This window comes from Parapedobacter sp. 2B3, assembly GCF_041925275.1.
GTDB classification, from domain to species: domain Bacteria; phylum Bacteroidota; class Bacteroidia; order Sphingobacteriales; family Sphingobacteriaceae; genus Parapedobacter; species Parapedobacter pyrenivorans_A.
Genome location: NZ_JBHEUZ010000015.1, coordinates 19,464 through 43,582, shown reverse-complemented (window position 1 = coordinate 43,582; position 24,119 = coordinate 19,464). Strand labels below are relative to the sequence as shown.

At 51.1% G+C, this 24,119-nt stretch carries 14 protein-coding genes; all 14 read left to right on the top strand.

Features of this window, described 5'->3' with window-relative positions; all coding sequences use genetic code 11:
• The first annotated feature begins 7 nt into the window (after positions 1-7).
• The 14 genes from ACEVG1_RS16120 (at position 8) to ACEVG1_RS16055 (ending at position 24,044) form a co-directional block, all read left to right on the top strand.
• Complete coding sequence (locus tag ACEVG1_RS16120) at positions 8-3,214, top strand: efflux RND transporter permease subunit (protein WP_374744747.1); 3,207 nt, start codon at positions 8-10, stop codon at positions 3,212-3,214.
• A complete protein-coding gene (locus tag ACEVG1_RS16115; RefSeq protein WP_374744746.1) occupies positions 3,211-6,255 on the top strand; it encodes an efflux RND transporter permease subunit in 3,045 nt (1,014 codons plus the stop codon). The genes ACEVG1_RS16120 and ACEVG1_RS16115 overlap by 4 nt, the downstream gene beginning before the upstream one ends.
• A gap of 8 nt (positions 6,256-6,263) precedes the next feature.
• Positions 6,264-7,736, top strand: coding sequence for a TolC family protein (locus tag ACEVG1_RS16110; protein WP_374744745.1), 1,473 nt, complete (start codon positions 6,264-6,266; stop codon positions 7,734-7,736).
• On the top strand, positions 7,733-8,092 hold the full coding sequence (locus ACEVG1_RS16105) for a LytTR family transcriptional regulator DNA-binding domain-containing protein (protein ID WP_374744744.1): 360 nt from the start codon (positions 7,733-7,735) through the stop codon (positions 8,090-8,092). The genes ACEVG1_RS16110 and ACEVG1_RS16105 overlap by 4 nt, the downstream gene beginning before the upstream one ends.
• Before the next feature lie 139 nt (positions 8,093-8,231).
• Positions 8,232-9,494, top strand: a complete 1,263-nt coding sequence (locus tag ACEVG1_RS16100; protein ID WP_374744743.1) for a hypothetical protein — start codon at positions 8,232-8,234, stop codon at positions 9,492-9,494.
• A 707-nt stretch (positions 9,495-10,201) separates the two neighbouring features.
• Complete coding sequence (locus tag ACEVG1_RS16095) at positions 10,202-11,392, top strand: 6-bladed beta-propeller (protein ID WP_374744742.1); 1,191 nt, start codon at positions 10,202-10,204, stop codon at positions 11,390-11,392.
• Positions 11,393-11,470: 78 nt separating this feature from the next.
• Positions 11,471-12,073: a hypothetical protein gene (locus ACEVG1_RS16090; protein ID WP_374744741.1), complete on the top strand. Its 603-nt coding sequence runs from the start codon at positions 11,471-11,473 to the stop codon at positions 12,071-12,073.
• Positions 12,074-12,185: 112 nt separating this feature from the next.
• On the top strand, positions 12,186-13,730 hold the full coding sequence (locus tag ACEVG1_RS16085; RefSeq protein ID WP_374744740.1) for a hypothetical protein: 1,545 nt from the start codon (positions 12,186-12,188) through the stop codon (positions 13,728-13,730).
• 60 nt (positions 13,731-13,790) lie between these two features.
• Complete coding sequence (locus tag ACEVG1_RS16080) at positions 13,791-14,207, top strand: GtrA family protein (RefSeq protein ID WP_374744739.1); 417 nt, start codon at positions 13,791-13,793, stop codon at positions 14,205-14,207.
• Entirely contained in the window at positions 14,207-15,193 is a 987-nt protein-coding gene (locus tag ACEVG1_RS16075; RefSeq protein WP_374744738.1) for a glycosyltransferase family 2 protein, read from the top strand. Before ACEVG1_RS16080 ends, ACEVG1_RS16075 begins: the two co-directional genes overlap by 1 nt.
• Entirely contained in the window at positions 15,165-15,557 is a 393-nt protein-coding gene (locus tag ACEVG1_RS16070) for a hypothetical protein (RefSeq protein ID WP_374744737.1), read from the top strand. The genes ACEVG1_RS16075 and ACEVG1_RS16070 overlap by 29 nt, the downstream gene beginning before the upstream one ends.
• 941 nt (positions 15,558-16,498) lie before the next feature.
• Positions 16,499-17,761 carry a Tm-1-like ATP-binding domain-containing protein gene (locus ACEVG1_RS16065; protein WP_374744736.1) on the top strand — a complete coding sequence of 421 codons (1,263 nt, stop codon included), beginning with the start codon at positions 16,499-16,501 and terminating at the stop codon, positions 17,759-17,761.
• A 41-nt stretch (positions 17,762-17,802) separates the two neighbouring features.
• Entirely contained in the window at positions 17,803-21,147 is a 3,345-nt protein-coding gene (locus tag ACEVG1_RS16060) for a UvrD-helicase domain-containing protein (RefSeq protein ID WP_374744735.1), read from the top strand.
• Positions 21,144-24,044, top strand: coding sequence for a PD-(D/E)XK nuclease family protein (locus ACEVG1_RS16055; RefSeq protein WP_374744734.1), 2,901 nt, complete (start codon positions 21,144-21,146; stop codon positions 24,042-24,044). Before ACEVG1_RS16060 ends, ACEVG1_RS16055 begins: the two co-directional genes overlap by 4 nt.
• Positions 24,045-24,119: the final 75 nt, after the last annotated feature.

Genomic DNA, 24,119 nt, shown 5'->3' with positions numbered 1-24,119 from the left:
GCCGAATATGGACCGGAACCTTCGTAAGCCTATCCCCGCCTTCAGTATCCTGGTCATCTCCTTGATACTGGGATTGGTGGGCCTGGCGCTCATCCCGCGGCTGTCCATCCAATTGACACCTAGTAGGAGCTATGCGTCCGTCACCGTACAGTGTGCCATGCAGGGGGCTTCCCCCGAAGTCGTCGACCTGGAGGTGACCAACCCCATTGAACGAACGCTGGCACGCCTGCATGGCGTGCAGCATATCCGGTCCACATCGGGGTATGGTAACGCCAACGTGCATGTATCCTTAGATAAATGGACAGACCCGGCAACGTTCCGCTTTGAGGCCACGACGGTGCTCCGGCAACTATATGCCCAATTGCCTGCCACGGCCTCCTATCCCACCGTTTATTTAAACCGCCCGCAGGAAAGCAATGCATTCGGGCGGGACATCATTGGCTATACCCTCGGAGGTCCAGACGCCGCGGAGGGCATCGCCGCCGTGGCCGAGCGGCGTATCCGACCCCTGCTGGCTGAAATAAAGGGTCTCCACCAGGTGAACATCACCGGGACACGCCCCACGCGTGTAGCCATCGACGTAGACCAGACCCGACTTCGCCAGTTGGGTAGTAGCCTATCCGATTTCCAGCAGCAGCTGCAAGGAGGGCTTGCCATGAAAGGGCTCGGTATGGTGCGCTGGAATACCGATAAGGTCGATTTGGCCATCGACCGCTGCATTGCCAGCGCAGACGACCTTCTGGGGTTTCCGTTAAGGGGCCGCGACGGACGTGTGTTTTACGTGCGCGATGTGGCCACGGTCGACGTACAGCCCGTAGCGCCCACGTCACATTACCGCATCAACGGGGAAGAGCTGGTGTATATCAATATGGCCCCCGAAGAGCACGTCAACAACATCAAATTGGCCAGGGAGATCCGGACGGCCATGGAAAACATTGCACAGGAATTGGCGGCCGAGGGGTACCGGCTGGATATGGTCTACGACAATACCGAGTATATCCAGGAAGAGTTGGGGAAAATCTATCTCCGTACCGGCTTGTCGGTGTTGATCCTCCTGCTGTTCGTGATGCTCATTACGCGCAAATGGCGTTACCTGCTGATTGTTGTCCTCTCGTTGGCGGTCAATGTGGCCGTATCGCTCATTTTTTATTACCTGTTCCGGCTGGAGATACACCTATACTCCCTGGCAGGCATCACCATTTCGCTGGGGCTGATCATTGATAATGTGATCGTTATCGTGGAAGACATCCGCCATACGGGCCGCAACCGGATATTCGCGGCGATTTTGGCTTCCACGCTGACCGCCTTGGGTGCACTGAGCGTGATTTTCCTGCTCGAAGAAAATGCCCGGCTGAACCTGCTGGACTTCGCACTGGCCATCATCGTTAACCTGCTGGTATCGCTGCCGGTGGCTTATTTCTTTATCCCGGCATTGTTGGAGCGCCTGCCGGTGACGATTAGGCCCGGCAAGCTGTTTTTTCGACGGAAGCGCCTGCTCGTGCGCTTCAGCCGGTTGTACGGTCGCCAGCTGTCGTTTATGTTGCGCTTCCGCTGGTTATTTCTATTCATTATGTTGCTATGCTTTGGTCTTCCGTTGTTTATGCTCCCCGAGAAAATCGAGGGGGAGGGGTGGTGGGCCCAAACCTATAACCGGACGATTGGCAGCGAGTTTTATAACCGCACGCTACGCGATAAGCTAAACAAATACACTGGAGGAGCACTATACCTGTATGCAGGCAACCGCATGGGGAATTCCGGCGGCGGTCGGGGCGAGGAAGACCGCGTGCAGCTCCATGTCCGCATTACCATGCCCGACGGCGCTACCTTGGAGCAGATGGATGCTGTGGTGTGCGAATTTGAAGGGTTTCTCGCACGGTTCGCCGATGAGGTGGATCGCTTCGAGGCGCGGGTTTCCAGCGCCAACAGCGCCTCCATCAGCATCCATTTCAACAAGGGCTTCGAGGGTGCTTTCCCCCATCGGCTCAAGCGCCTGCTGGAGAGCCGTGCCATCTTATCGGGTTCGGCCGATTTCGGTGTTTACGGTGTGGGGCGTGGGTTCAACAATGCCATTGATCTGGATAATTTCGATTCGACCATCGAACTGCGGGGCTACCACTATGGGCAGCTGCAAGCCATCGGCATGCAGGTGCGCGACACGTTGTTGCGCAACCCGCGCGTACAGGATGTGGTTATCAGCACACAAGGCCGGTGGCAGCAGCGGCGCTACGAGGAGTTTATGGTGGGCATCGACCGGCCGACCTACCTGGTGTCGCGCCGCATTGGGCGGCAGGCCATGGGGACAGCCTTGCAGGCTATCGATGAACGGTCTTCCCTGATCGGTACGGTCGAATCCGCCCCCGGTGTGTTCACGCCCGTGGCGGTGCAGACCAATAGGGACAACACCGCCCCGGTGTGGTCGGTGATGCACGCTCCGCTGCAGGTAAACGACTCGACGATGGTGCGCCTTAACGACATTTCTACAATCGCTAAAGTACGGATGGGCGACGCCATTGTCCGCGACAACCAGGAGTACCTGCTCAACGTGCATTACCGGTTTATCGGCACCTACCAATTGAACAATATCGTAAAAGAGCGTGTAGTGGCCAGTATCAAGCCCACCTTGCCCTATGGCTATGCCGTAACCGTGCCCAGTTGGTCCGGGTGGTTTGGCGGCTCCGGCGATAGCTATACCCACCTATGGCTCGTTGCGCTGGTGCTGCTGATTATCTACATGATCTGTGCCATCCTGCTCGAATCGTTCCGGCAGCCGTTCGCCGTCGTCCTGATGATCCCCTTTTCGTTCATCGGCGTTTTCCTTACGTTCCATGTCCTTTCGCTGCAATTTGACCAAGGGGGTTATGCGTCGCTGCTCCTGCTCAGCGGCCTGGTTACGAATGCCGCCCTGTATATCATCAACGACTTCAACTACCTGCGGCGGGGCCGCCTCGTGGGAGCCGCACCCGGTAGGAAGGTTTTCATACGCGCTTTCAATGCCAAAGCCATGCCCATTCTGATTACCACACTATCAGCCATACTCAGCCTGCTGCCGTTCATGATCAGCGGTGCAGAAAAAGGGTTTTGGTTCACGCTCTCGGCGGGAACCATCGGCGGGCTGTTATTTTCCATCTTGGGTGCTTACCTGCTGCTCCCGCTTTGCCTGCTGGCGCGGCCGGCAAGGCCGCAGCGAAACATCTCCAAACGACCAAAAAAATGATTCGATTTTTAGTCCATAGACCCATTGCTGTGCTGGTCAGCTTTTTTGCCCTGTTGTTGCTGGGTGTCACGGCGTACCTGTACCTGCCCACATCGTTGCTTCCGGAATCAGATATTCCCGAAATCATTGTGCGGCTTTCGGGTGAAAACCTGTCGGCCGAGGAAGTGGAGCAGCAACTGGCCACGCCCATCCGCAACGGGCTGCTGCAACTGCATGGACTGGAGCGCATAGAAAGCAGCGCCTCGGAGGGCCGTGCTGCCGTCCGCGTCCGTTTCGAGGCCGGGTCTGACATCAGCTTACGTTTTATCGAGGTAAACGAAAAGGTGGATATGGCGATGAATAGCCTGCCGCGCGAGGCTGAGCGACCGTTAGTGGTGAAGATGGGGGTAGACGATATTCCGGTGTTCCAGCTAAGCGTATTACCGCGCGATAGTCTCGCAACCGCTGCGCGGCTGGTGGCAGTCAGCACGTTCGTGCGCGAGACCATCACCCGGCGCATCGAGCAATTGGCGGAAGTGGCCATGGTGGATGTGACGGGCCTGATGCAGCCGCAGGTGCAGATTGAGCCGAAGGCAGGCTATTTGGAGAGCCTTGGTTTGGACGGTGGGGTGCTGACGCAAGCGTTCCGCGAAAACGAGATCAGTCTGGGCAACATCCAGGTGGCGGATGGCCATTACCGGTATTTCCTCAAATTCGCCGCCGATGTAGCCTCGCTGGAAAGCCTGCGGGCTACCCCGGTAAACATCAATGGCCGGGTGTTCCGGCTGGGCGAGCTGGCCACGGTGACGCTCACCCACGCCGAAGAAACAGGCGCATTTTATAGCGATGGGACACGTGCCATCAACCTTGGTATCATCAAGCAGCCCTCGGCCCGCATGGAAGATCTCCAAACCCATTTCGACGAACTGCTTGCGCAGATGCGGCAAGCCTATCCCGATCTGGCGTTTGTGGTATCGCAGGACCAGACCGAACTGCTCGCTTTTGCCCTGGGCAACCTCTGGCAGGACCTGTGGCTCGGTGGCGTATGCGCAGCACTGCTGATGCTGGTATTTATCCGCAAGTTTAAGCCGGCGTTGCTCATCGGTATCACCATCCCCGTTTCCCTGCTCATCAGCCAGCTCGGGTTTTTTCTGCTGGGCATCTCCATCAACATCATTTCGCTGGGTGGGCTCATCCTGGGGCTGGGGATGATTATCGACAACTCCATTGTGGTGATCGATACCATCAACCGGTACCGCGATGCCGGGCTGCGCGTGGCCGATGCGGCTATTGAGGGTACCAATGAAGTCATCCGGCCGTTGATTACCTCGGTATTGACCAATTGCGCGGTGTTCATTCCGCTGATTTTTTTAAGCGGATTGGCGGGGGCGATTTTTTTCGACCAGGCCCTTTCGGTCATCATCGGGGTGGTGGCATCGCTCATCGTCGCGCTGTTACTGCTGCCGCCGTTATACACGCTGGTTTATCCCGAACGAGGTGGCGGCGCACGTACGGAGCCCGAGATTAAGGCCCGGGTGCACGTAACCGGTTGGTATGAGTGGGGGTTGGGCCTTGTTTTCCGTAGACCTGTGGCCACCTGTTTGGTGGTGGTGGCGCTGCTCGCGATGAGTGCTGGCCTGTTTGTTTCGTTGGATAAGGCGCGCTTGCCCGAGCTGACGCGCGATGACTTCGAAGCCTCGATCGATTGGAATGAACCCATCGATGTAGCCGAAAACTGGGAGCGCCTGCAAGCGTTGCTCGCCGGACTGGACGACAGCATCGGCACCTTCAATGCCTGGGTGGGCGAGCAGCAGTACGTGTTTGACCGGGGGGAGCAGCAAGGGCAAAGCCAGGCCAACCTGTACATCCAAGCGGCTGGGGGGATAGACCCCGCGGCGCTGCAACACCGGCTCCCCCGGGTGATGGCCGCGCGGTTCCCCCAGGCCACGGTGGAAATCAGCCCGGCACAGAATGCATTCGAGGCCGTATTTGCCGACCGCATCGCTCCCCTACGGATGGAGGTGTCGGAAAGTGAACAGGGGGAGATGCCTGCACCTGAAGAAACGCTGCGCCTGGTCGATTCCCTGCGCCGCGCGCTGCCCCACGCCCGTATCGGCCCGGTGGCGCTGCATGATAAGGTACTCATCCGCATGGATGCGGAGCAAGCGGCACGCTACGGAATCGGGCTTGGCGAACTATCCGCCAAGATCCAGTCGGTCTTCCGGCCCTCGTTGGTCGACCATTTCCAAAGTGGGCAGGCCATGGTTCCCATCCTGTTGGTGCGGGGTGCCGAAAGCGATGTAAGCGGTATGCTGGCCCGTTCCTTTATCCGCAAATCCGAGGACGTTGACATCCCGCTGTCGGCCCTGGTGGAGATGGCGCGGACCAACAGCTATCGGCAGATCATGGCCGGCGCGCAGGGGCGCTACTATCCGGTAGCGATCCATACCGACCGGGAAAGGGAAGACCTTTCCACCATCCAGCGCCTGGTTGAACGGGCTTTCCCCACGCTCGAAGTGGCCTTCGGCGGCGCCTATTTCGATAACCGGGCACTCCTTGGTGAGATGGCGTTCATCCTATTGGTTTCGGTGCTGCTGCTGTATTTTATCCTGGCCGCGCAGTTTGAATCGCTGGTACAGCCGTTATTTATCCTCGCGGAGCTGCCCATTGCCATATCCGGCGCATTGTTTGCGCTTTACCTGGCGGGCAATAGCATCAACCTGATGTCGTTGATCGGCGTTGTGGTGATGTCTGGCCTCATCATCAACGACTCCATCCTGAAGATCGATGCCATCAACCGACTGCGAAGGGAAGGTGTGCCATTGATGGAAGCCATCTATGAGGGCGGGCACAAGCGGCTGAAACCCATTGTGATGATCACGCTGACCAGTATCGGTGCGCTGGCCCCAACATTATTCATGCACGACCTGGGGTCGGAGTTGCAGCAGCCGCTGGCGCTCACCCTGATCGGGGGGATGGTCATCGGCCTGTTCGTCAGCCTATTTTTTGTGCCCTTACTCTATTGGTGGGTCTATCGGAAGCGCAGTCCAATTAACAACTAACCTCGTATATGATGATGAAATCCGTTTTCCAGTGTGTTGTTTTCTTATTCGTGCTGAGCAGCCACCTCTCGGCACAGGAGCGTACGATTACGTTGCAAGAAGCCGTCCGGCTGGCGCAGCAGCACTCGTTTGAATACAAAGTAGCGGTAAACAGCTACCAGAGCAGTGTATGGAGCTACCGGAATTATATGGCCTCGTTCAGGCCGATGCTCTACCTCGATGGCACCATACCCAATTACAGCCGCGCCATCAGTAAGATCACGCTCCCTACGGGCGAGGATACGTTTGTGTTGCAAAACCAAGCGTACAGCACGTTGAACCTGGGCATCCGGCAGAACGTGGCCCTTACCGGGGGGGTGGTGTCGGTGAGCTCGTCGCTCAATCGCATCGACGTGTTCGGCAACAACCGCCAAATCCGGTATTCGTCGGTGCCGGCTTCCATCTCGTATTACCAGAATGCCATCGGCTACAACCCGTTCAAGTGGCAGAAGCAGATTGAGCCGTTGCGGTTTGAGTCGGCCGACCGCACGCTCGTTACCCGGATGGAAGAAATCGGGGAGCAGACGGTGAGCCATTACTTCGATATGCTGGCCGCGCAGGCGCGGCAGGAACTCTCATTGCAAAACCTGGCCAAAGCGGATACGCTGCACGGTATTGCGCAGGAACGGTTCAAGCTGGGTACTGTGGCGCAAAGCGAGTTGCTGCAACTTCGGTTGAATGTGTTGAATGCACAAAACCAGGTAACGAAAGACAGTGTGGATGCCGTGTTGGCGCGGCAGCGCTTCGCGCGTTACCTGCTGTTGCCTACTGGCCAAAGCTGGCAGCTGGCCGTGCCGGAGGACGTACGGTTCACGGATATTCCCATGGACCAAGCCTTGGCGCACGCGCAGACCAATAGCCAGCAGGTCATCGATTTCCGGTTGCAGCGGCTGGAGGCCGAGCAGCACGTGGCCGAGGCACGCGCACAAAATGGACTTAAGTTTAGCGTACAGGCCAATTTTGGGCTTTCCAACACCGCTCCGACTTTCCCGAGCCTGTTCAACCAGATGGAAAACCAGCAGCATGTGCTGGTCGGGTTTTCGGTGCCTATTTTGGATTGGGGGCTGGCGAAGACCCAGCGGTTACGTGCCGAGGCGAACCTGGCGATGGTGGAAAGCCAGATTGAGCAACGCGAAATGCAATTGGAGCAGGAGATTGCGCTGCATACCGCCCGCTGGAACCTGCATCGCCAGCAATTGGCTGTGGCGCAGGAAACGCGCGAGATTGCGGTGCGAAATTACGACCTCGAGATCGAGCGGTTCCTGCGGGGCATGATAACCATCAATGACCTGAACGCCGCACAGGCACAAAAGGACAGTGCCAGCAATGGTTACATCAGCGCCGTGCGGACGTATTGGGAGCTGTATTATACCCTGAGGCAGCTGACGTTGTATGATTTTGAGGAAGGGGAAAACATTCGGTTTCAATTTGATGAGCTATGAATAATAAAAAAATATTCATCAAAACGCTAAAAAAGGCCACGGTTGTTTCTTGTAGCGACATTATATCTTGCGAGGCAGATGGTTCATATGTGCAGATCCAAACCCGCCAAGGAGCCGTGTTGACGGCATGCAAATCGTTGACACAAGTGCATAAAGATATTGAAGTTGCATATATCATCCGAATTAGCCAATCTGCGCTAGTTAATGTGCACTGTTTAACCCATGTACATTACAAGGATAGAGAAGTGGAGTTAGCAAACGGTAAACGCATTCATTATACCGTCAAAAAGCGGGAGTTAGAAGGTTTGATCGATAATGGGCTAAGTGTTGATTTTGAAGATACTACCCCAATATAGGTAGATAGGGAAATCGAAATATGGAACCAAACCATGGGAATACCAAACCAAACGGACATGATATGAAACGGTGCATGACAGGTCTTGTCAACGTGCTATAGTGTTTGTAACATTGTAAGAATACCAATAAACTTTAGCGATGCGTGTCACCTGCCATAGGTTGTTAATAAAATCAAAAAGACAAAAATATTGCATGTTTTTGGTGATTAGCGCCTGTGTTGTGTTATACCCAGTATTATTTAACGGCTTTTCTCAAAGGAGTGGTGACGATGACTGGATGGTTTATAATAATCCATTTGTACAAAGTTTAGACTGGCAAAACATTATTTTTTGTTTTTCAACCTTTTACAATGGTCAATATTCACCTATAAACACGGTGTTTTATTCCATAATAGCCAAAATTTTTGGGATGGATCCGTTTTGGTTCCATTTGTTCAGTTTGGTTTTACATATCGTGAATACCATAATGGTTTTTGTGCTTGTTCAGAGGATTTTGATCGCTCGCGCCTCGGTAACTAACGATAATATGCGCTTAGACGTGGAAAATATAGGATTGGTAGGCATGTTTACTGCTTTCCTCTTTGCGATACATCCCGTTCAGGTAGAGTCAATAGCTTGGATTTCAGCGTCGAAAAATCTACTGTATACTTTTTTTTCTCTTTACGCGCTTTCCTTTTATGTGACCTATCGATCTTCTGGACGCGCGTTTGACTACTTAATAGTTATCCTGTTTTATTTACTTGCTTTTGGGAGTAAAGAACAGGCTGCGATACTACCCGCAAGTTTGATACTTGTGGATTGGTACACCGGAAAATTTGTTTGGTCTTATCGTTATTGGATGTCGGTAATCCCCTTGTTTTTATTGGCTTTGATTATGGGGGTGGTGACCTTGGAAGCCCAGAATAGCGGTTTCTCCAATCGGTTAATAAACGAATATTATCCGTTGTGGCAACGGATTGTATTGTCATGTTATGCGTTTACTGAATACATTTTTAAAGGGCTGCTTCCAATAAAACTCAATTATATATATTCTTTTCCCATGAAAACAGGAGAACCTATGCCGGTGATTTATTGGCTTTATCCTCCAGCGATTGCGAGCTTAGCGTTACTACTGGGGTATGCTTGGAAACGTGGTTTTAGGAGTTTGTTTTTTGGATTAGGCTTCCTGACAATAAATCTGTCGTTGGCTCTACATGTGGTGCCGATGGCACGAAACGGCTTAGTAGCTGATAGATATTTATATTTTGGAAGTGTTGGTCTTTTTTTTATCGTGTCCTATTACGCATTTATACAGAAGAAGATAGAGCTGTTTAGACTCAAACTTGATTTTCGTGTCGTTATAATATGCTATGTTCTATACCTTTCGATATTTAGCTGGTTGTATGCATTACAATGGAAGTAACATATGAATGGTCTTTTTTATAAATTTTTAAATCTTATAATCATGAAAAAAAACAGGTTAAAACTAATTCGAATTATTGCCGCGGTCGTTTTCGTGGCTGCTTTCATGCTGAACATCCGAACGAATTTGGATGGCAAAACCACTTTTTTTAGTCAGAATGTAATAGGGCAAACTGGAGGTACCGGTACTGGAGGTAGTGGAACTGGGGGGGGGAGTGGAAGCTCAAATTGTTGGACTAGTGGCGAAGTGTCGTGTCAGTCAGGTTTTAAGATTACGACAGAAATAACAAGCGGTTCGGGAGCGCCTACTACTTCCACAACTAGTGGTAATGGTTGGCTGCCTTCGCTATCAGGTTCGTATACTTTAGGAGCGGATGGTAACCCCATTTACGGCGGTAGTGCAACATGGAACATGGGAAAAAGAACAACTACTACGACATCTAGCTCTGGCAGTACGACAACTAAAACTACTATTGAAGAAACCCAAAGGAGGAAGACAACATGTACGGGAGGAGGGAACGCTAGCTGTGGTGAGAAAGACTGCGACGGGGTTATGTTAATGATCCATGAGTGTAGCAATCCAGGAGGCTCTGGGGGGTAAGACGGACAAATGTCTTTTAAGGGCTGGGACCCATTTTTTTAAGATGGGTTCCAGTAACCTTGAGTATTAGTGCTTCCCGTGTTCAGTCTATTAAGAAATTCAAAGTTGTGAGTAAGTTTTTATTTAAACTTGTTTTTGTGATTCTGGGATTGCTTGTATCCGCATGTCGACAAAATACTTCATTACCATATAATATGGGATTGATTGAGAATATTTACGTGGATAACAGTAACATAAAGCCGATTCAACTGATTGATACTTTGATTAAATTTTTCGATATTATACCCTTAGAAACGTCTAATAAAAGTCTAATTGGAAGTATAGATAGATTGTTTTATGAAAATGATAGAATTGTTGTCGTTGATAAATTTAATGCGAAACGGATTGTTATTTTCTCTAAAACAGGAAAATTTATATCAAATATCAGTACTTCAGGGAGGGGACCAGGAGAATTTATTTCTATCGGTGATGTTAGAGTTTTGAATAATACTATAATGGTTTTTGACGATGTGCTTTCTAAAATAGTGAAGTATACTTTAGATGGCAAATACATTAAAGATGTGGGAGTCGCGTCATTTTCAAAATATGAATTTGTGCCTTTTGGTGAAAATAAAGCTCTATTTTATAATGCAAACGTACCCACAGCATTTGGGAATTTTAAATTGATACAATGGAGTTTAGATCGCAATAGATTCGAAAAAGGCTATTTAAAGTATGATGAAAAATTAGAAGATTGTAATCGATTCTTTTTTGGAGATCAGTTTTTTGTTGGGTCAGATAATTCTCCTATAAAAATTATTGAACCATTTAACGATACCGTTTTCAGCTTCGATCCTAAATTAGACGAGTTACAACCGTCTCAACTTCTCAAGTTCAAGGAATCTCCAATTCCAGCTGGTTACTCCTATGATTCGTCCATAATAAGTAAAATCGATGATGCTTCTGAAAGAAATTATGCATTCTACTATGGTGGGTTTGGAGAAACGGAAAAGTATTTAATTTTTAGGTACTGGTATGCTGACAGATCACACGTGTTTGTGTGGAACAAACGTTTAAAGCGAGAACTGATAAACTCAGATTTTCTCGGTTTTTCGGGATTGGATGTTATTTTACCTTACAATTGGTTTTTAACAAACGATGGTTGCTTAATATTTTATATGGAGAGTACAGCAGTTATACATTGGCTAGATGATCAATTGAGCAGAGAAAGAGATACGTCAAACAATATCCTGGCTGATGTTGGTGAAAAGTTAAGGGATATTGATAACCCGATATTATTAGTGTTGAACCTCAAATGAATTCGAGTATTATCTCTTTGTTTGTGATAAAGAATCCGATTAATTGTATTTTCAATTGTATTTTCTAATTTTAATTTAATGTCAGGAATACTTAATTTGATTTCTAGGATACTTATTGTCGTGGTGTTTTCTTGCTGCGGTAGCGAAACTAGGAAAAAGGTTGAATCTAGCGACTATCATGTTAGTGAAAGCACTGGTCCGATTTCAATTCAATTAGTTAAGTCAGAGGACGTAATTAATGATGTTCTGATAAAAAAGGAGGGTAAAGAAATTAAATTATCAGATATTATTTTGGCAAATGATTCTGTTAGGTTAATTTTTAGGTATGCAGATATACACTGCAATGTGTGTATTGATTCAGTTTTAGTGGGAATAAAAAAAATTGCGGAAGAAATTGGGGGTAACAACATAAAACTATTTGCAAGTTATAAAAATGAAAGGGATTTATGGGTTTGGCAGCGACTAAATAATATTAGATTTGAAGTGTTTGAAATCCCGGAGCACAGTTTGATAACGAATTTAGACAAGATGAATACGCCATATCTTTTCATCCTTTTACCTGGAAGGTATAAGGCTTATGATATATTCGTTCCCAAGAAAGAAAATCAGATGGCAACATTGAAGTATTTGGAGTTTATACAAAAAAAGTATTTTGCAGTTTCTGTTTTCCAAAGTGATTAAAATAATAGTTTGCGGTCTTCTAATAACGTATTCCATTGGTGTAACAGCCCAGCGGTCAGCGGAGATAGAAGCAGACTTAATGCAGTTTTGGTCTCGCTTAGATTCCACATCGTTGGAGAGTACCGGATATGAAGTGTTTACCGATAACGGGAAAACGGTCGTTGTCTGCGGGACAGATCATGGTATCAAGGTACCCAATAACGAAATGTTTGTTCGGTTGGATAGTCTGTTGTCGCATTTTCAACCCCAATTAGTTTTAGTCGAATCCTACACACCAATCGACGCTAACAGGGAAGATGCTGCTCGAGGGGGCGATGCGAGCTATTGTAATTTCTGGGGGGCTGCCCATGGTGTGCCTGTGCATTGTTGGAGCGATGACTGGGAGGAGATTTTCGCGCAGGTGAAAGAGAAATTTTCAGCGGAACAAGCAGTTTTGTTGCTGATGTCTCTTTACGATACAGAATATTATTCCAATTGGAGCTCCTTCGCAAACTATGAGGAGTTTTATGCACTTCGGGCGTCAATGATGGATTATCACGGATTGACAGCAAGCCCGTTGCAGAAGAATCCATCATACTATTATGATTTGTACAAAAGGTATTATGGGGAACTATTTCAGTCAGCTTACCCCCCAAATAATTTTTCGGAACAGATGCAGCGGGTTCGCCAACACCCATTGTTTAAGGAAGGTTTTTCGGTTATTCAAACCCAACGTGATTTGGCGCTTCTTCGTGCCATTAAGGATGCACTTAATACGTATGATACCATTTTTGCACAAGTTGGATTTGTGCACCTAAAATCAATTGCCAAGATACTGCCTAATGTGATTAGCGGAGAACCGAACGGCGATAACGAAGGCTATGTGGCTGGGGAAAGTTCAGTTGACACGTATCGGATCGTACATGGATCCGATTCGGTGTTAATTAGTGAGGCGCTATTACGCGATGGAACATCTTTGAGATTTGTATGTGTAGACACAGGTAAAAAGTACCTTGTTAGTTCCCATTTGACCGGATTGTTTGACGAATTGAGAGACGTATATGAGTCCTTTGATCCAAATCTTGTTGCTGTTCAGGGCAATGTGCCGTTGCATCCAACCGCGATACAGAGTTTGCGTTATAGTGGAGTAGGCTCGTTATATCGATTTAAAGGGCTCGAAAGAGAAAACCAAATAAAGAATTGGTTGCCAGCATGGGAAGAAATATACCCTCTTTTGGCTGATACTTACGATGAAGAGGAGCTATATATCCATGCATTTATTTTCCAATACCTGAGCTACCGACATATAATCAATGAACATAACTTTCCGTCGGGAGCTGATGCCTTCGATTGGATTTACAGATCATTATGGTCAACGGGTTTTCCGTTCAGACCAAAGCCGATTTCTGAAATGGATCATTTTTTCCAGTTGGTCAATTTAAGAGCGGATAAGCCGACAACTGGAAATGGTACTTTTGACGATTTTTTATTGGCGTTAGAGAGGATGAGCAACCAAAAACTACTTAAGGATATTCGCCGCGTCGCTATTGACCGTTTATTTGCTATGCTCTTAACGAATAACGGAGAGCACAAGCGTGTATTGGTTCAAGTTGACTACCAGTTTTTTAATCTGATTGATGAGATAATTGGGAGAAGCAAGGCTCGGAAGGCTCGTTAAATTGAATTTTAAACATGACCTTTCGATTAACTAAAGTGTTTGTAAAAAAGTTGGCTTGTTATGTGTATTTGCTCACGTCTATTTCAGATTATTAAATACTATCTTTCGGGGCTCACTTGTTTTGGGATTGACTTCTTGGTAACTGGTCTTGCCATTTCTACACTGGGTTTACATCCGTATGTGTCACACGGTACCGGTTGGTTGGTAGCTACCACCTGTAATTTCCAACTGAATCGGATGTGGGTGTTTGGGGATCGGGGCAAGGTGCAATGGAAATTTACGGCTTTTTTTGCCTTGGCATTTTTTGCGCTAGTTAGCGGTACGGGCCTACTGTATCTATTAAACCAAATAGCCGAGTTTAATTTTTATTTCGCGAAGCTATGTGCTATGCTCACGGTTTCTGTCGTGAATTACATAGTGGTTTCGAGGTTCATATTTGCAAACCGGAGTTTAGTGGATTTTAATGATGCGAACTGATGAACGATACATTAGACCATACCAAATTGGCCGTAGTTATTCCCTGCCACAATGAGGAAGGTAATATCGCAGCCTGTTATTCCAGGTTGCTACCGGTGGTGAGCCAGTATGATTATACACTACTGTTTGTGGACGATGGCAGTATCGATAACACACTTGCGGCACTCAAGCAACTCGCCTGCGATAATTCGAGTGTACAGTACATCAGCCTTTCGCGCAACTTCGGCCAGCAGATGGCCTTGAAGGCGGGGTATGATCATGCGGGGTTTGCGGATTGCGTGGTATGCATGGATGCCGATTTGCAACATCCGCCCGAATCGATACCAGCGCTGCTGGACAAATGGAAAGAAGGATATGACGTGGTCAATGGTATCCGTAAGGTTTCAGGTGCGCCGTTGCCGTTTGGAAAGCGGGTGGCTTCGGGATTATTTTACCGGCTGGTCAACAAGTTTACGGAACAGACCATTATTCCCCATGCTCCTGATTTTCGCTTGCTCGACAGGAAGGTGGTGCAGGCCCTTGCAGGGTTCACTGAAAGCGGTCTGTATGTTAAGGCGCTTATTCCCTGGATGGGGTATAGACAGGCAAGTGTAACATTCAGCGTGGGCGAACGGTACCAAGGAGAAAGCCGGTATTCCACTATCAAATTGATTTCTCTGTCAATTAAGGCGTTTGTTTCCGGCAGCATAGCGCCGCTACGGCTCTCGATGGCTATCGGTGCGGTGTTTGCCGGCTTGTCGTTCTGCTACGGCTTTTACGCACTTTATATGCATCTTTTTACGGACAACACGGTTGCGGGTTGGACATCTATCATTGCCAGTATTCTTTTTATAGCAGGTATTCAATTCCTACTCATGGGAGTGATGGGCGAGTACCTCGGACGCACGTTGGTGGAAGCACGGCGTAGGCCACCTTATCTTATCCGGGAGAAGAATGTGGAACCGATTGTTCAAGTAAATGCTAGCGACGATAAGATGGTATTGTAAATATGCTAAGGAAAACAAATATGTTTATGGAGCATCTAATTTTAGAGAAAGTAAAGATTATATTACTTTTAGTTTTCAGGGCGCGAGTATAGCAATATACTCTAAAGCCTCAAAAAAAACAAAAGTGTTTAGTGCGATGCCTAATGACGATGATCGTATGGCATTTTACAATTATTTTGCCCATGATGGGGATGATAATAACCTAATTATTGTTTATCCTTCTGATCAATTTAAAATGCAGATGGAAATTTATAAAAAGAATGATGATGTTTGGGAAAAACTGCCTGACTATCTTAAAAAAATAGATGAAAATGTATCTATTAACAGCAATCCACTATTGCATCTTTATACGTTCATGGAATAGGTGTTTTCAGCTTAACTTATCAACAACTGTAGAGTTGAAAAGGAGGCCTGAAATATATCATGTGTAAATTTTGGAGCGGTTGAGAAGTAAAACATATACATTGCTGTCCCATTAAAGTTTAAAAAAACAACTGGAAATGGTACTTTTGACGATTTTTTATTGGCGTTAGAGAGGATGAGCAACCAGAAACTACTTAAGGATATTCGCCGCGTCGCTATTGACCACTTATTTACCGTGCTCTTAACGAATATCGGAGAGCACAAGCGTGTATTGGTTCAAGTTGACTACCCGTTTTTTAGCTTGATTAACGAGGTAAATGGGGGGTGAAAGCATAACCAGACCTCGGCCATTTCCGAGGGGCTACAGTCAACTGGATTGATCATTGACACGAATTGAAAAAAAATAAAAAAAAGTTTGCATAGTGTTATAAATACACTATCTTTGTGTCATCATAATTTAGGTTTATAATTGGTTAGTAAAGGTCTCCATTCTCCCCGTTTGGAGATCTTTTTTTTGCCCGAAAAATACCTGTCTTCGTCCGTGCTTTTGTGAAACCCGGCAGTTATGTGGGGGGCAAATAATTACTGGTTAGAGCGTTTACCGGTTATCCCGATGTGGTTTTATTGTTTATTTTTGTTTCTAGGCCATAAGGCAACGGCAATTGGGATTCGGCGATATCGATCCGTTCGGTGGGTTGGTATTAAAGACAGACTCAAATGGTATAAATCAAATTAAGCAATAAATTATGGTCAGACATTTTGGTGTTTTGATATTTAAGAAGGGAATCAGCGACTCGACGATTGAGGAATGCTTGCGTACGATGAAGGAACTGGTATGGATGCCTACCTCCCGCGCCCCCTCCATTGACAGGCGAGAGAAGTGGTTGTGCCCTGTCTGGAACGTGCAATTGTTTTTGACTTTGTGGTATAACTATGGGTGCGATGGGCGTAGATAGCGGGACTATCGTGATGTTAGGATGTTTCGATACCAAGGGAGAGGATTTTTCATTGCTCAGGGAACGGATCATTACGCAGGGGCAACCGGTTTTCAGCATCAATGTGGGTGTCAAAGGGACGACGTCGCTTTTCCCGGTCGATATCGAGGCGGCAGACGTAGCTGCTGCCGCTGGTCGTACGCTGGATGAGCTGCGTTCGCTGGGCGACCGCGGTGTTGCCGTGGAGGAGATGGGACGCGGCGCGGCCATGGTGATGAAGCGACTTTTTGGGGGCGACCACGTGGCCGGGGTTATCGGGATGGGCGGTGGCGGCGGCACCCACATCGCGTTGACGGCCATGCAGGCCGTTCCTTTCGGGATACCCAAAGTGTGCTTAAGTACGGTGGCTACCCGGGACTTGAGTATGCAGGTTGGCAGTGCCGATATTGCGCTGTTCCCTTCGGTGGTGGATATCGGCGGGATCAACAGCATCAGTCGCATCACTATCGGACATGCGGCATCCGCCATCTGCGGGATGGTGCGGGGCCGTCAGACAGCCGAGGCGGATCATGCGGAAACCAAGGGGCGGATCGCGATCAGTATGTTTGGCAATACGACGGCCTGCGTCAATGCATGCACGACGTTGCTGCGTGGGCTGGGCTACGAGGTCTTTTCGTTCCATGCCAACGGCGCCGGCGGGCGCACCATGGAGTCGCTGATCGCTGGCAGATACTTCGACGGCGTACTGGATATCACCACCACCGAGCTGGCAGACGAACTATGTGGGGGGGTATGCAGCGCCGGACCGCACCGGATGACTGCTGCAGCCAAACAGGGTATCCCGCAGGTAATCGTACCCGGATGCATGGACATGGTCAACTTCGGGACCATGGAAAGTGTACCTGCGCAGTACCGCGACCGATTCCTCTACAGCTGGGCGCCGGATGTGACGCTGATGCGTACCGACGAGGCCGAGAACATACAGCTTGGGGAGCAGTTTGCGCTGAAAGCAAACGCCTTGCCCAAAGGGACGGTTGTATTGCTCCCGCTGCATGGACTGTCCCAATTGGATGCTGAAGGGGGGCTTTTTCATGCTCCGCCAGTCAACCGCGTGTTGTTCAAATCCATACGTGAGCATGTGGATCCGAGTGTAAAGGTGGCGGAGGTGCCCCACCATATCAATGACCGGGAATTTGCTGCGGTTGCGGTAGACACCCTGCTTGGATTGATCCGTGGCTCCGGTGCAGCGGATAATCATTTAACCGGTTGAGATAAATTGCGGTGCCGTAGGTCCCCTATGCGGTATACGGTATGTTGATCAAAAAAATACCTATCTTCACCCCTGAAAACACAGTTATGCCCGCCGTTCCTCCATTAAAGATACTCAAAGCGTCCGCCGGGTCAGGAAAGACCTTCAGCCTGACAGCACAGTACCTAACGCTCTTGTTTGCAGGCGAGCATAAGTACCGCGAAATACTGGCCATCACTTTCACGAACAAAGCGACGGCCGAAATGAAAGGTCGCATACTGGAAGTGCTCGAAGCACTGGCTACGGGCGATGGCAGTACGAAAGACAGTGCTCGGGGGTACCGCGAGGTATTGCTGGCAGCCTACCCGCAATGGGATGCCGCGGCACTGCAGCAACGGGCTGCGGAGACCTATCGTAAGATTTTGCACGACTATAGCCGGTTTACCGTGAGTACCATCGACGGGTTCACCCAAAAGGTAATCCGTGGCTTTACGTTTGAACTGGGTATCGATGCCGGGTATAAACTGGAGATGAATATCCGCAAGGTGAAGGCCGATCTGGTGCTGCGCCTCAACCGGATGCTCGATGAGCGGCCCGACCTGTTGCAATGGATCATGGACTATGCACAGGCCAAGATTGACCGTGATGAAAACTGGAATTACCGCTGGGCGCTGGGCGAGCTGGCCTCGGAGATATTCAAGGAGGATTTCCAGGACTTCGACAAGGCCATATCCCCGATTCCGGGGCAGGAACTCTTCACCAACCTGGATCGGTATTGCAAAACGGCCATCAAGCAGGTCGAAGAGACCTTTGCACAGTTGCTGAAAGAGGCCGCCGGAGCCTTTAGCGATTCGGGCGTGGAGGTGGCCGACCTGCTTGGGAAATCGCGCAACTACCTCGGCAAGCTGGACCGGTTTTCGGCGGAAGATCCCGCAGATACGATCAAGAAACTGGATAAGTACATCCATAAGCCCGACGAATGGCAAAAGGGTGGATTGGATGGCCGTGTGGCGGCACTTTACGACGTGCTGAACCCGCTGCTCGAGCAGTTGCGGAACGTGTATGTGGAGCAGTCCCCCGATTACTACCTCGCTAAGGCGATCGACGAAAACCTGTATTACCTGCGCCTGCTCAAGGAAATGAGTGCGCTGCTGGCCGAATGGCGGCACGACAATGCCGCGCAACTCATCAGCGATGCACAGATCCTGCTAAGCAATATCGGCACCAATGAATCGGGCGATCCGACATTTATCTGGGAAAAAACAGGCAACCGTTTCCGGCATTTCCTTTTCGATGAGTTCCAGGATACCTCGCGGCGGCAATGGGATAACCTGCGGCCGCTGCTGGTAAACGCCATGGGCAATGCTACCGGTAGGCGGAGTGAACACCTCATCGTGGGCGATGTGAAGCAAAGCATTTACCGCTGGCGCAGCGGCGATTGGCGCATCCTGCTCGACCGTGCCGAACGGCAGATCGGCCAAGCATTCAACGCGGCCGACACGGCTTCGTTGGTGCAACAGGAAACACTGGATACCAACTACCGCAGCCATGAGCGCATCGTGGCTTTCAATAACCTTATTTTTGAACATGCGCCGGCATGGCTGCAACGCCGTTTGAACGACCGTGTTTTAGACGAATTGGGCGAAGTGCCGTACGAACAGTGGTGGATACCTTCCGGCAACCACGATACCATCATCCGCGCCTACCACGATAGCAGCCAGCGATTGCCCCCGCATGCCGACAGGGCGGGCGGTGCGGTGCAAGTAGACTTCATCGAGGTGGCCAACAACAGCCACCGCCCGAGTGCCGTGAAGGAAGATGCACTGGCCCGCATGGCCGATACGCTGCTGGGATGGATGGGGGCAGGGACCTATACGCCCGGCCAGGTGGGTGTCCTCGTGCGTACCAACAACGAGGCCCGGGAGGTTATCCAGCACCTGCTGGACCGGCAGCGCGAAACCGGTGTTTCTTTTGATGTGATCTCAGGGGAAGCGTTGACGCTGGCCAATAGTCCCGCGATACGGCTGTTGGTGGATACGCTGCGGGCATTGGTGGGTGGCGTGGCCGAGGCGGCGCTGTACCGGGCCAACTGCGTGCTGCTGTACAACCAACTACATGGCACATCTATAGCAGCCGATGATTGGCTGCACATCTGCGGGGGTGGCCTGGGGCGGCTGGCAGGTCTGCTGCCCGCGCCGCTCTGCCAGCAGCACACGGCATGGACGCAGCTGCCGCTGGTCGAACTGATCGAAACGCTGATTGGTGCCTACGGGCTGCATGCGCTGCCCCAGCACTTACCCTATATCTTTGCATTCCGCGATATCATAGCCGGGTTTGCAGCGGGTGGCGAACGCGGTATACCGGCGTTCCTGACCTACTGGGAGGAGGAAGGCATCGACAAGGCGCTGCCCGCCAGCGCCGATGCGGATGCCGTGGAAGTGATTACGGTGCACAAATCGAAAGGGCTGGCGTTCGATGTGGTGATGATTCCCTTTTGTGCGTGGGCGATAGACGGCAAGCCGAATAGCAATTTCTGGGTGGACACTGCCGACACACCCTATGCTTTATTGGACAAGACCCCGGTAAAATACAAGGTTGACCTCGGCAAATCCTCTTTATATAAGGCCTACTTTGAGGAAATGCTTTTCAACTACATGGATGCGCTCAATACGCTATATGTAGCCACTACCCGTACACGCAAACACCTATACATAACAGCACCCGGTATAAAGGGGGCAGACGAGGTCAGCTCGCTGGTGGCGGGCGATCTGCTGCTGGAGGTGCTGCAGCACCATGCAGGCGAATTGGGGGTGGTGTTTGACCAGGGTATACGTTTCGGCGAACCCATTGCGGAGCGTCCCGACAGCGTGGAAAGCCCGGAAGGAAATTTCTCGTTTGATCGGTACCCTACATCAGATAGGCTGAAAGCAGTGTTGGTGCGGCCAGAAATGCATGCCGAACTGGATTTGGTGCGGCGTGAAGCGGCACGGCGCCACGGACAGCTCCTCCATGAGTTGATGGCTACCGTTACCAACATAGACGGATTGGACATCGCGCTGGACAGCCTGCACGCGCAGGGACTGGTACAGGACGAAGAGCGGGGGGAATTGCGGGCGCTCGCCCTTGCCACATGGGAACATCCGCAGTTGCAGGCATGGTTCGGAGGCGACTACCAACATTGGAACGAACGGAGCGTGATCCTGCCCAACGGCCACGCCCTGCGCCCGGACAAAATTCTCGTAAGCGACGATGAGACCATCGTGCTCGATTTCAAATTCACCCAGCAGGAGGACGATGCGCACCGCAAGCAGGTGGCCGACTACCAGCTGGTGCTGCGCCAGCTGGGCATGCCAAACGTAAAAGGATACGTCTATTATGGAATGTTGAATAAAGTGGTTGCCGTATGATGACCAGCCCGTTTCTCCGGCAAGTAGCAGCGGACCTATTGTCGCGCTTTGGCGACGACCTGAAAGACGTGGCGGTGGTGCTGACCAATAAGCGACCTGGCGTGTTCCTGCGCAAACACCTGGCCGACCTTGCCGGCAAGCCGTTGTGGAGCCCTGCGTTTTTTACCGTACAGGAGTTTTTTGCCCAGTCATCGCCACTGCCGCAAAGCAACGTGCTTGCCCAGTTTTTCACACTGCACCGGTTGCACAACGGGCTATTGCGCGAAGAAGGCCTGCCCGAAGAAACACCGGACGAGTTTTACCCGCTTGCGGAAACCATCCTTGCCGATTTTGCCCAGCTGGACTATGATCTCGTGGATCCAGGCGAGGTGTATGCCGAGCTGCGTGACATCGCCCTGCTCCAGCAGCGGTTTCCCCATCTATCCGCCGAACAGCAGCGTTTCATGCGGCAATTTTGGGAATCGTTTTCCGTAGGGAAACAGACGGCCATACAGCAGAAGTTCCTGCAACTATGGGGGCGCCTGCCGCGGTTATACCGGCAGTTTAAAGTGGCATTGGCCGAGCAGGGACTCACCACACCGGCCATGACCTACCGCGACCTCGCAGAAGGACGTGCGGCCAACCCCGGGTTTATCGATGCCTATAAAAAGATGGCATTTGTTGGCTTCAATGCCCTCAGCCGCTGCGAGGCAAAACTATTCAGCCAATGGCAGGAAGCCGGTAAAGCCCTTTTCTATTTTGATGGAGACAGCTATTACGTGGATGATGGCTTGCAGGAGGCCGGGCTTTTCCTACGCAAGAATATTGGCCAGCACGGACTGAGAAATGCCTTGGGCGACTTCCCCTCCGTACTGGCTGTGAAAACGGACCGGGTGGATGTGATCGCCGCCTCGGGGGCGGTGGCCCAGGCCAAGATGCTGTCCACATTATTGCCCACCGCGACTGCGGACACGGCTTCGCCGACCCGTACAGCCATCATCCTGGCGGACGAGAGCCTACTGATACCGCTGTTGCAGAGCCTACCGGAGGGGGCCGACTTCAACGTGACGGTAGGTTACCCCCTGGCGCAGTCGACACTCTTCGGTTTCATCGACCTGTGGCTGCGTGTCCAACAGTACTATGCCACCCACGGTGGTGCTACCGTGCATCACCTTGATGTGGAGGCGGTTTTAACCCACCCCGTGGGGGGCGTGGCCGAAGAAGAACGGCGGAATATCCAACAGCATATCCATGCAAACCAGTGGCTGGAGGTGCCAGCCGAAGGGTTGTTGCTCAACTCGGGTAGCTACCCCGCCTTCTTTGCCGAGCGGAAGAGCAGCGGCGCATTGCTCGAGGCGCTGCACGGGCTGCTCGAAGGGGTGCTGGAACAACGCCAGCGCGACGGGGCATTGCAGCATATCGAGGCGGCTCTCCTAATGGCGACCAAAAAGGCGGTGAACCTATTGCATCAGGGGCTTGCCGGCCAGCCCAGCCTCTCGGTAGGCTTCGCCTGCTCGCTCATCCGGAAGGTGCTTCAGGGCGTCAGCGCACCGATTGAAGGCGAGCCGTTGAATGGCATCCAGATCATGGGGCTACTGGAAAGCCGTTGCCTCGACTTCGATGAGGTGTTCATTATCGGTGCCAACGAGGGTGCATTGCCAAAAATCACCGCCGCCCCCACGTTTATCCCCGATTCCATCCGGCGGGCACATGGCCTTCCGGTACTCGAAAACCAGGACGCGCTGTCGGCCTACCTCTTCTACCGCCTGCTGCAGCTGCCCGAGCGGGTCACCGTGGTGTACAACCGGGTGGTCGATGAGCGCAACAGCGGCGAACTGAGCCGATTCGTGCGGCAGCTGGGTTTCGAAAGCCGATTGACGTGGCGCCGGCGCGTGCAGTGGCAGCAAGTGCGTACCGCCTCGCCGCCCACGCCGCTTTCGGTAGCCAAGACGGGCGCCGTGTGGCAACAGATGCAACGCTATCTAGCGGTGGATGCGGCCGACCGCCTGCGGCTGTCGGCCTCGGGCCTCACTACCTACTTGCAGTCGCCGTTATTGTTCTTCCTGAAGTACATTGCCGAAATCAAGGAACCTCCGAAGCTCTCGGAAGAGTTTGAACTGAACAAGCTGGGCTCAGTGGTGCACAGCACCATGCAAACGGTATACGAGCGGCTGCGTGCCCAGCACGAAACCATCGAAGCCGCCCACATCAGGCAACAGCTATCCCAACTGCCGCAACTATGCCTCGAGGCACTTGCCAAGGAACTGAAGGTGCCGGCCGGCAGGAAGGTAACACCCAACAGCGTACACCGCATCCTGCTGAAGATCGCCACGGAGTATGCGGCGGTGTACCTGCGCCACGATGCAAGTGAGGTGGCTCCGTTGCACATCATGGAACTGGAAAATGAACGCGATTATGCCATGGAGTTCCCGATAACCGTGGGGGGCGAAACGAAGACCGTCTGCCTGTATGGCATCATCGATCGGGTGGATGTGGTTGCGGGGAAAACACGTATCGTGGATTATAAAACGGGGCGCGACGAACTGAAGTTCAGCGGTTACGATACGTTGTTTGCACCGGCATCGGCCAAGAGCAACAAGGCGATGATACAAACCCTGTTTTATACGCTGTTGTATGAACAGGTAACCGGTACCCACGACGTGGAGCCAAACCTCTACGTGGCCCGGAAACTCCGTAACGAAGGTTCGCTGTTTTACATGGGGGGGCGCAGCGGATTTGTGGTTGAAGGGGTGGCGCTGGAAGATGCCAAGGCCCGGTTCGTGGAATTTCTGCGCCGTACGCTGGAAGAGCTGTTCAACCCCGACATACCTTTCCGACACAACGGCAATGCGGTGTTGTTTCCCAATGACCCTTACCAAGAGTTTGTTGGCCAGTACCAGGCTGACGACGAAACGTAACGAAAACGTATGCGTAGATTGTGTGGTGGATTTCACGTGTTGCGTTTCCGGTTTCATACTTTAAATGCTACTTTA

Coding starts and splice junctions, on each gene's coding strand:
- ACEVG1_RS16120 (WP_374744747.1), top strand. CDS start 8: ATGGACCGGAACCTTCGTAAGCCTATCCCCGCCTTCAGTATCCTGGTC.
- ACEVG1_RS16080 (WP_374744739.1), top strand. CDS start 13,791: ATGTGTATTTGCTCACGTCTATTTCAGATTATTAAATACTATCTTTCG.
- ACEVG1_RS16105 (WP_374744744.1), top strand. CDS start 7,733: ATGAATAATAAAAAAATATTCATCAAAACGCTAAAAAAGGCCACGGTT.
- ACEVG1_RS16110 (WP_374744745.1), top strand. CDS start 6,264: ATGATGATGAAATCCGTTTTCCAGTGTGTTGTTTTCTTATTCGTGCTG.
- ACEVG1_RS16090 (WP_374744741.1), top strand. CDS start 11,471: ATGTCAGGAATACTTAATTTGATTTCTAGGATACTTATTGTCGTGGTG.
- ACEVG1_RS16075 (WP_374744738.1), top strand. CDS start 14,207: ATGAACGATACATTAGACCATACCAAATTGGCCGTAGTTATTCCCTGC.
- ACEVG1_RS16115 (WP_374744746.1), top strand. CDS start 3,211: ATGATTCGATTTTTAGTCCATAGACCCATTGCTGTGCTGGTCAGCTTT.
- ACEVG1_RS16065 (WP_374744736.1), top strand. CDS start 16,499: ATGGGCGTAGATAGCGGGACTATCGTGATGTTAGGATGTTTCGATACC.
- ACEVG1_RS16055 (WP_374744734.1), top strand. CDS start 21,144: ATGATGACCAGCCCGTTTCTCCGGCAAGTAGCAGCGGACCTATTGTCG.
- ACEVG1_RS16100 (WP_374744743.1), top strand. CDS start 8,232: ATGCGTGTCACCTGCCATAGGTTGTTAATAAAATCAAAAAGACAAAAA.
- ACEVG1_RS16060 (WP_374744735.1), top strand. CDS start 17,803: ATGTTGATCAAAAAAATACCTATCTTCACCCCTGAAAACACAGTTATG.
- ACEVG1_RS16070 (WP_374744737.1), top strand. CDS start 15,165: ATGCTAGCGACGATAAGATGGTATTGTAAATATGCTAAGGAAAACAAA.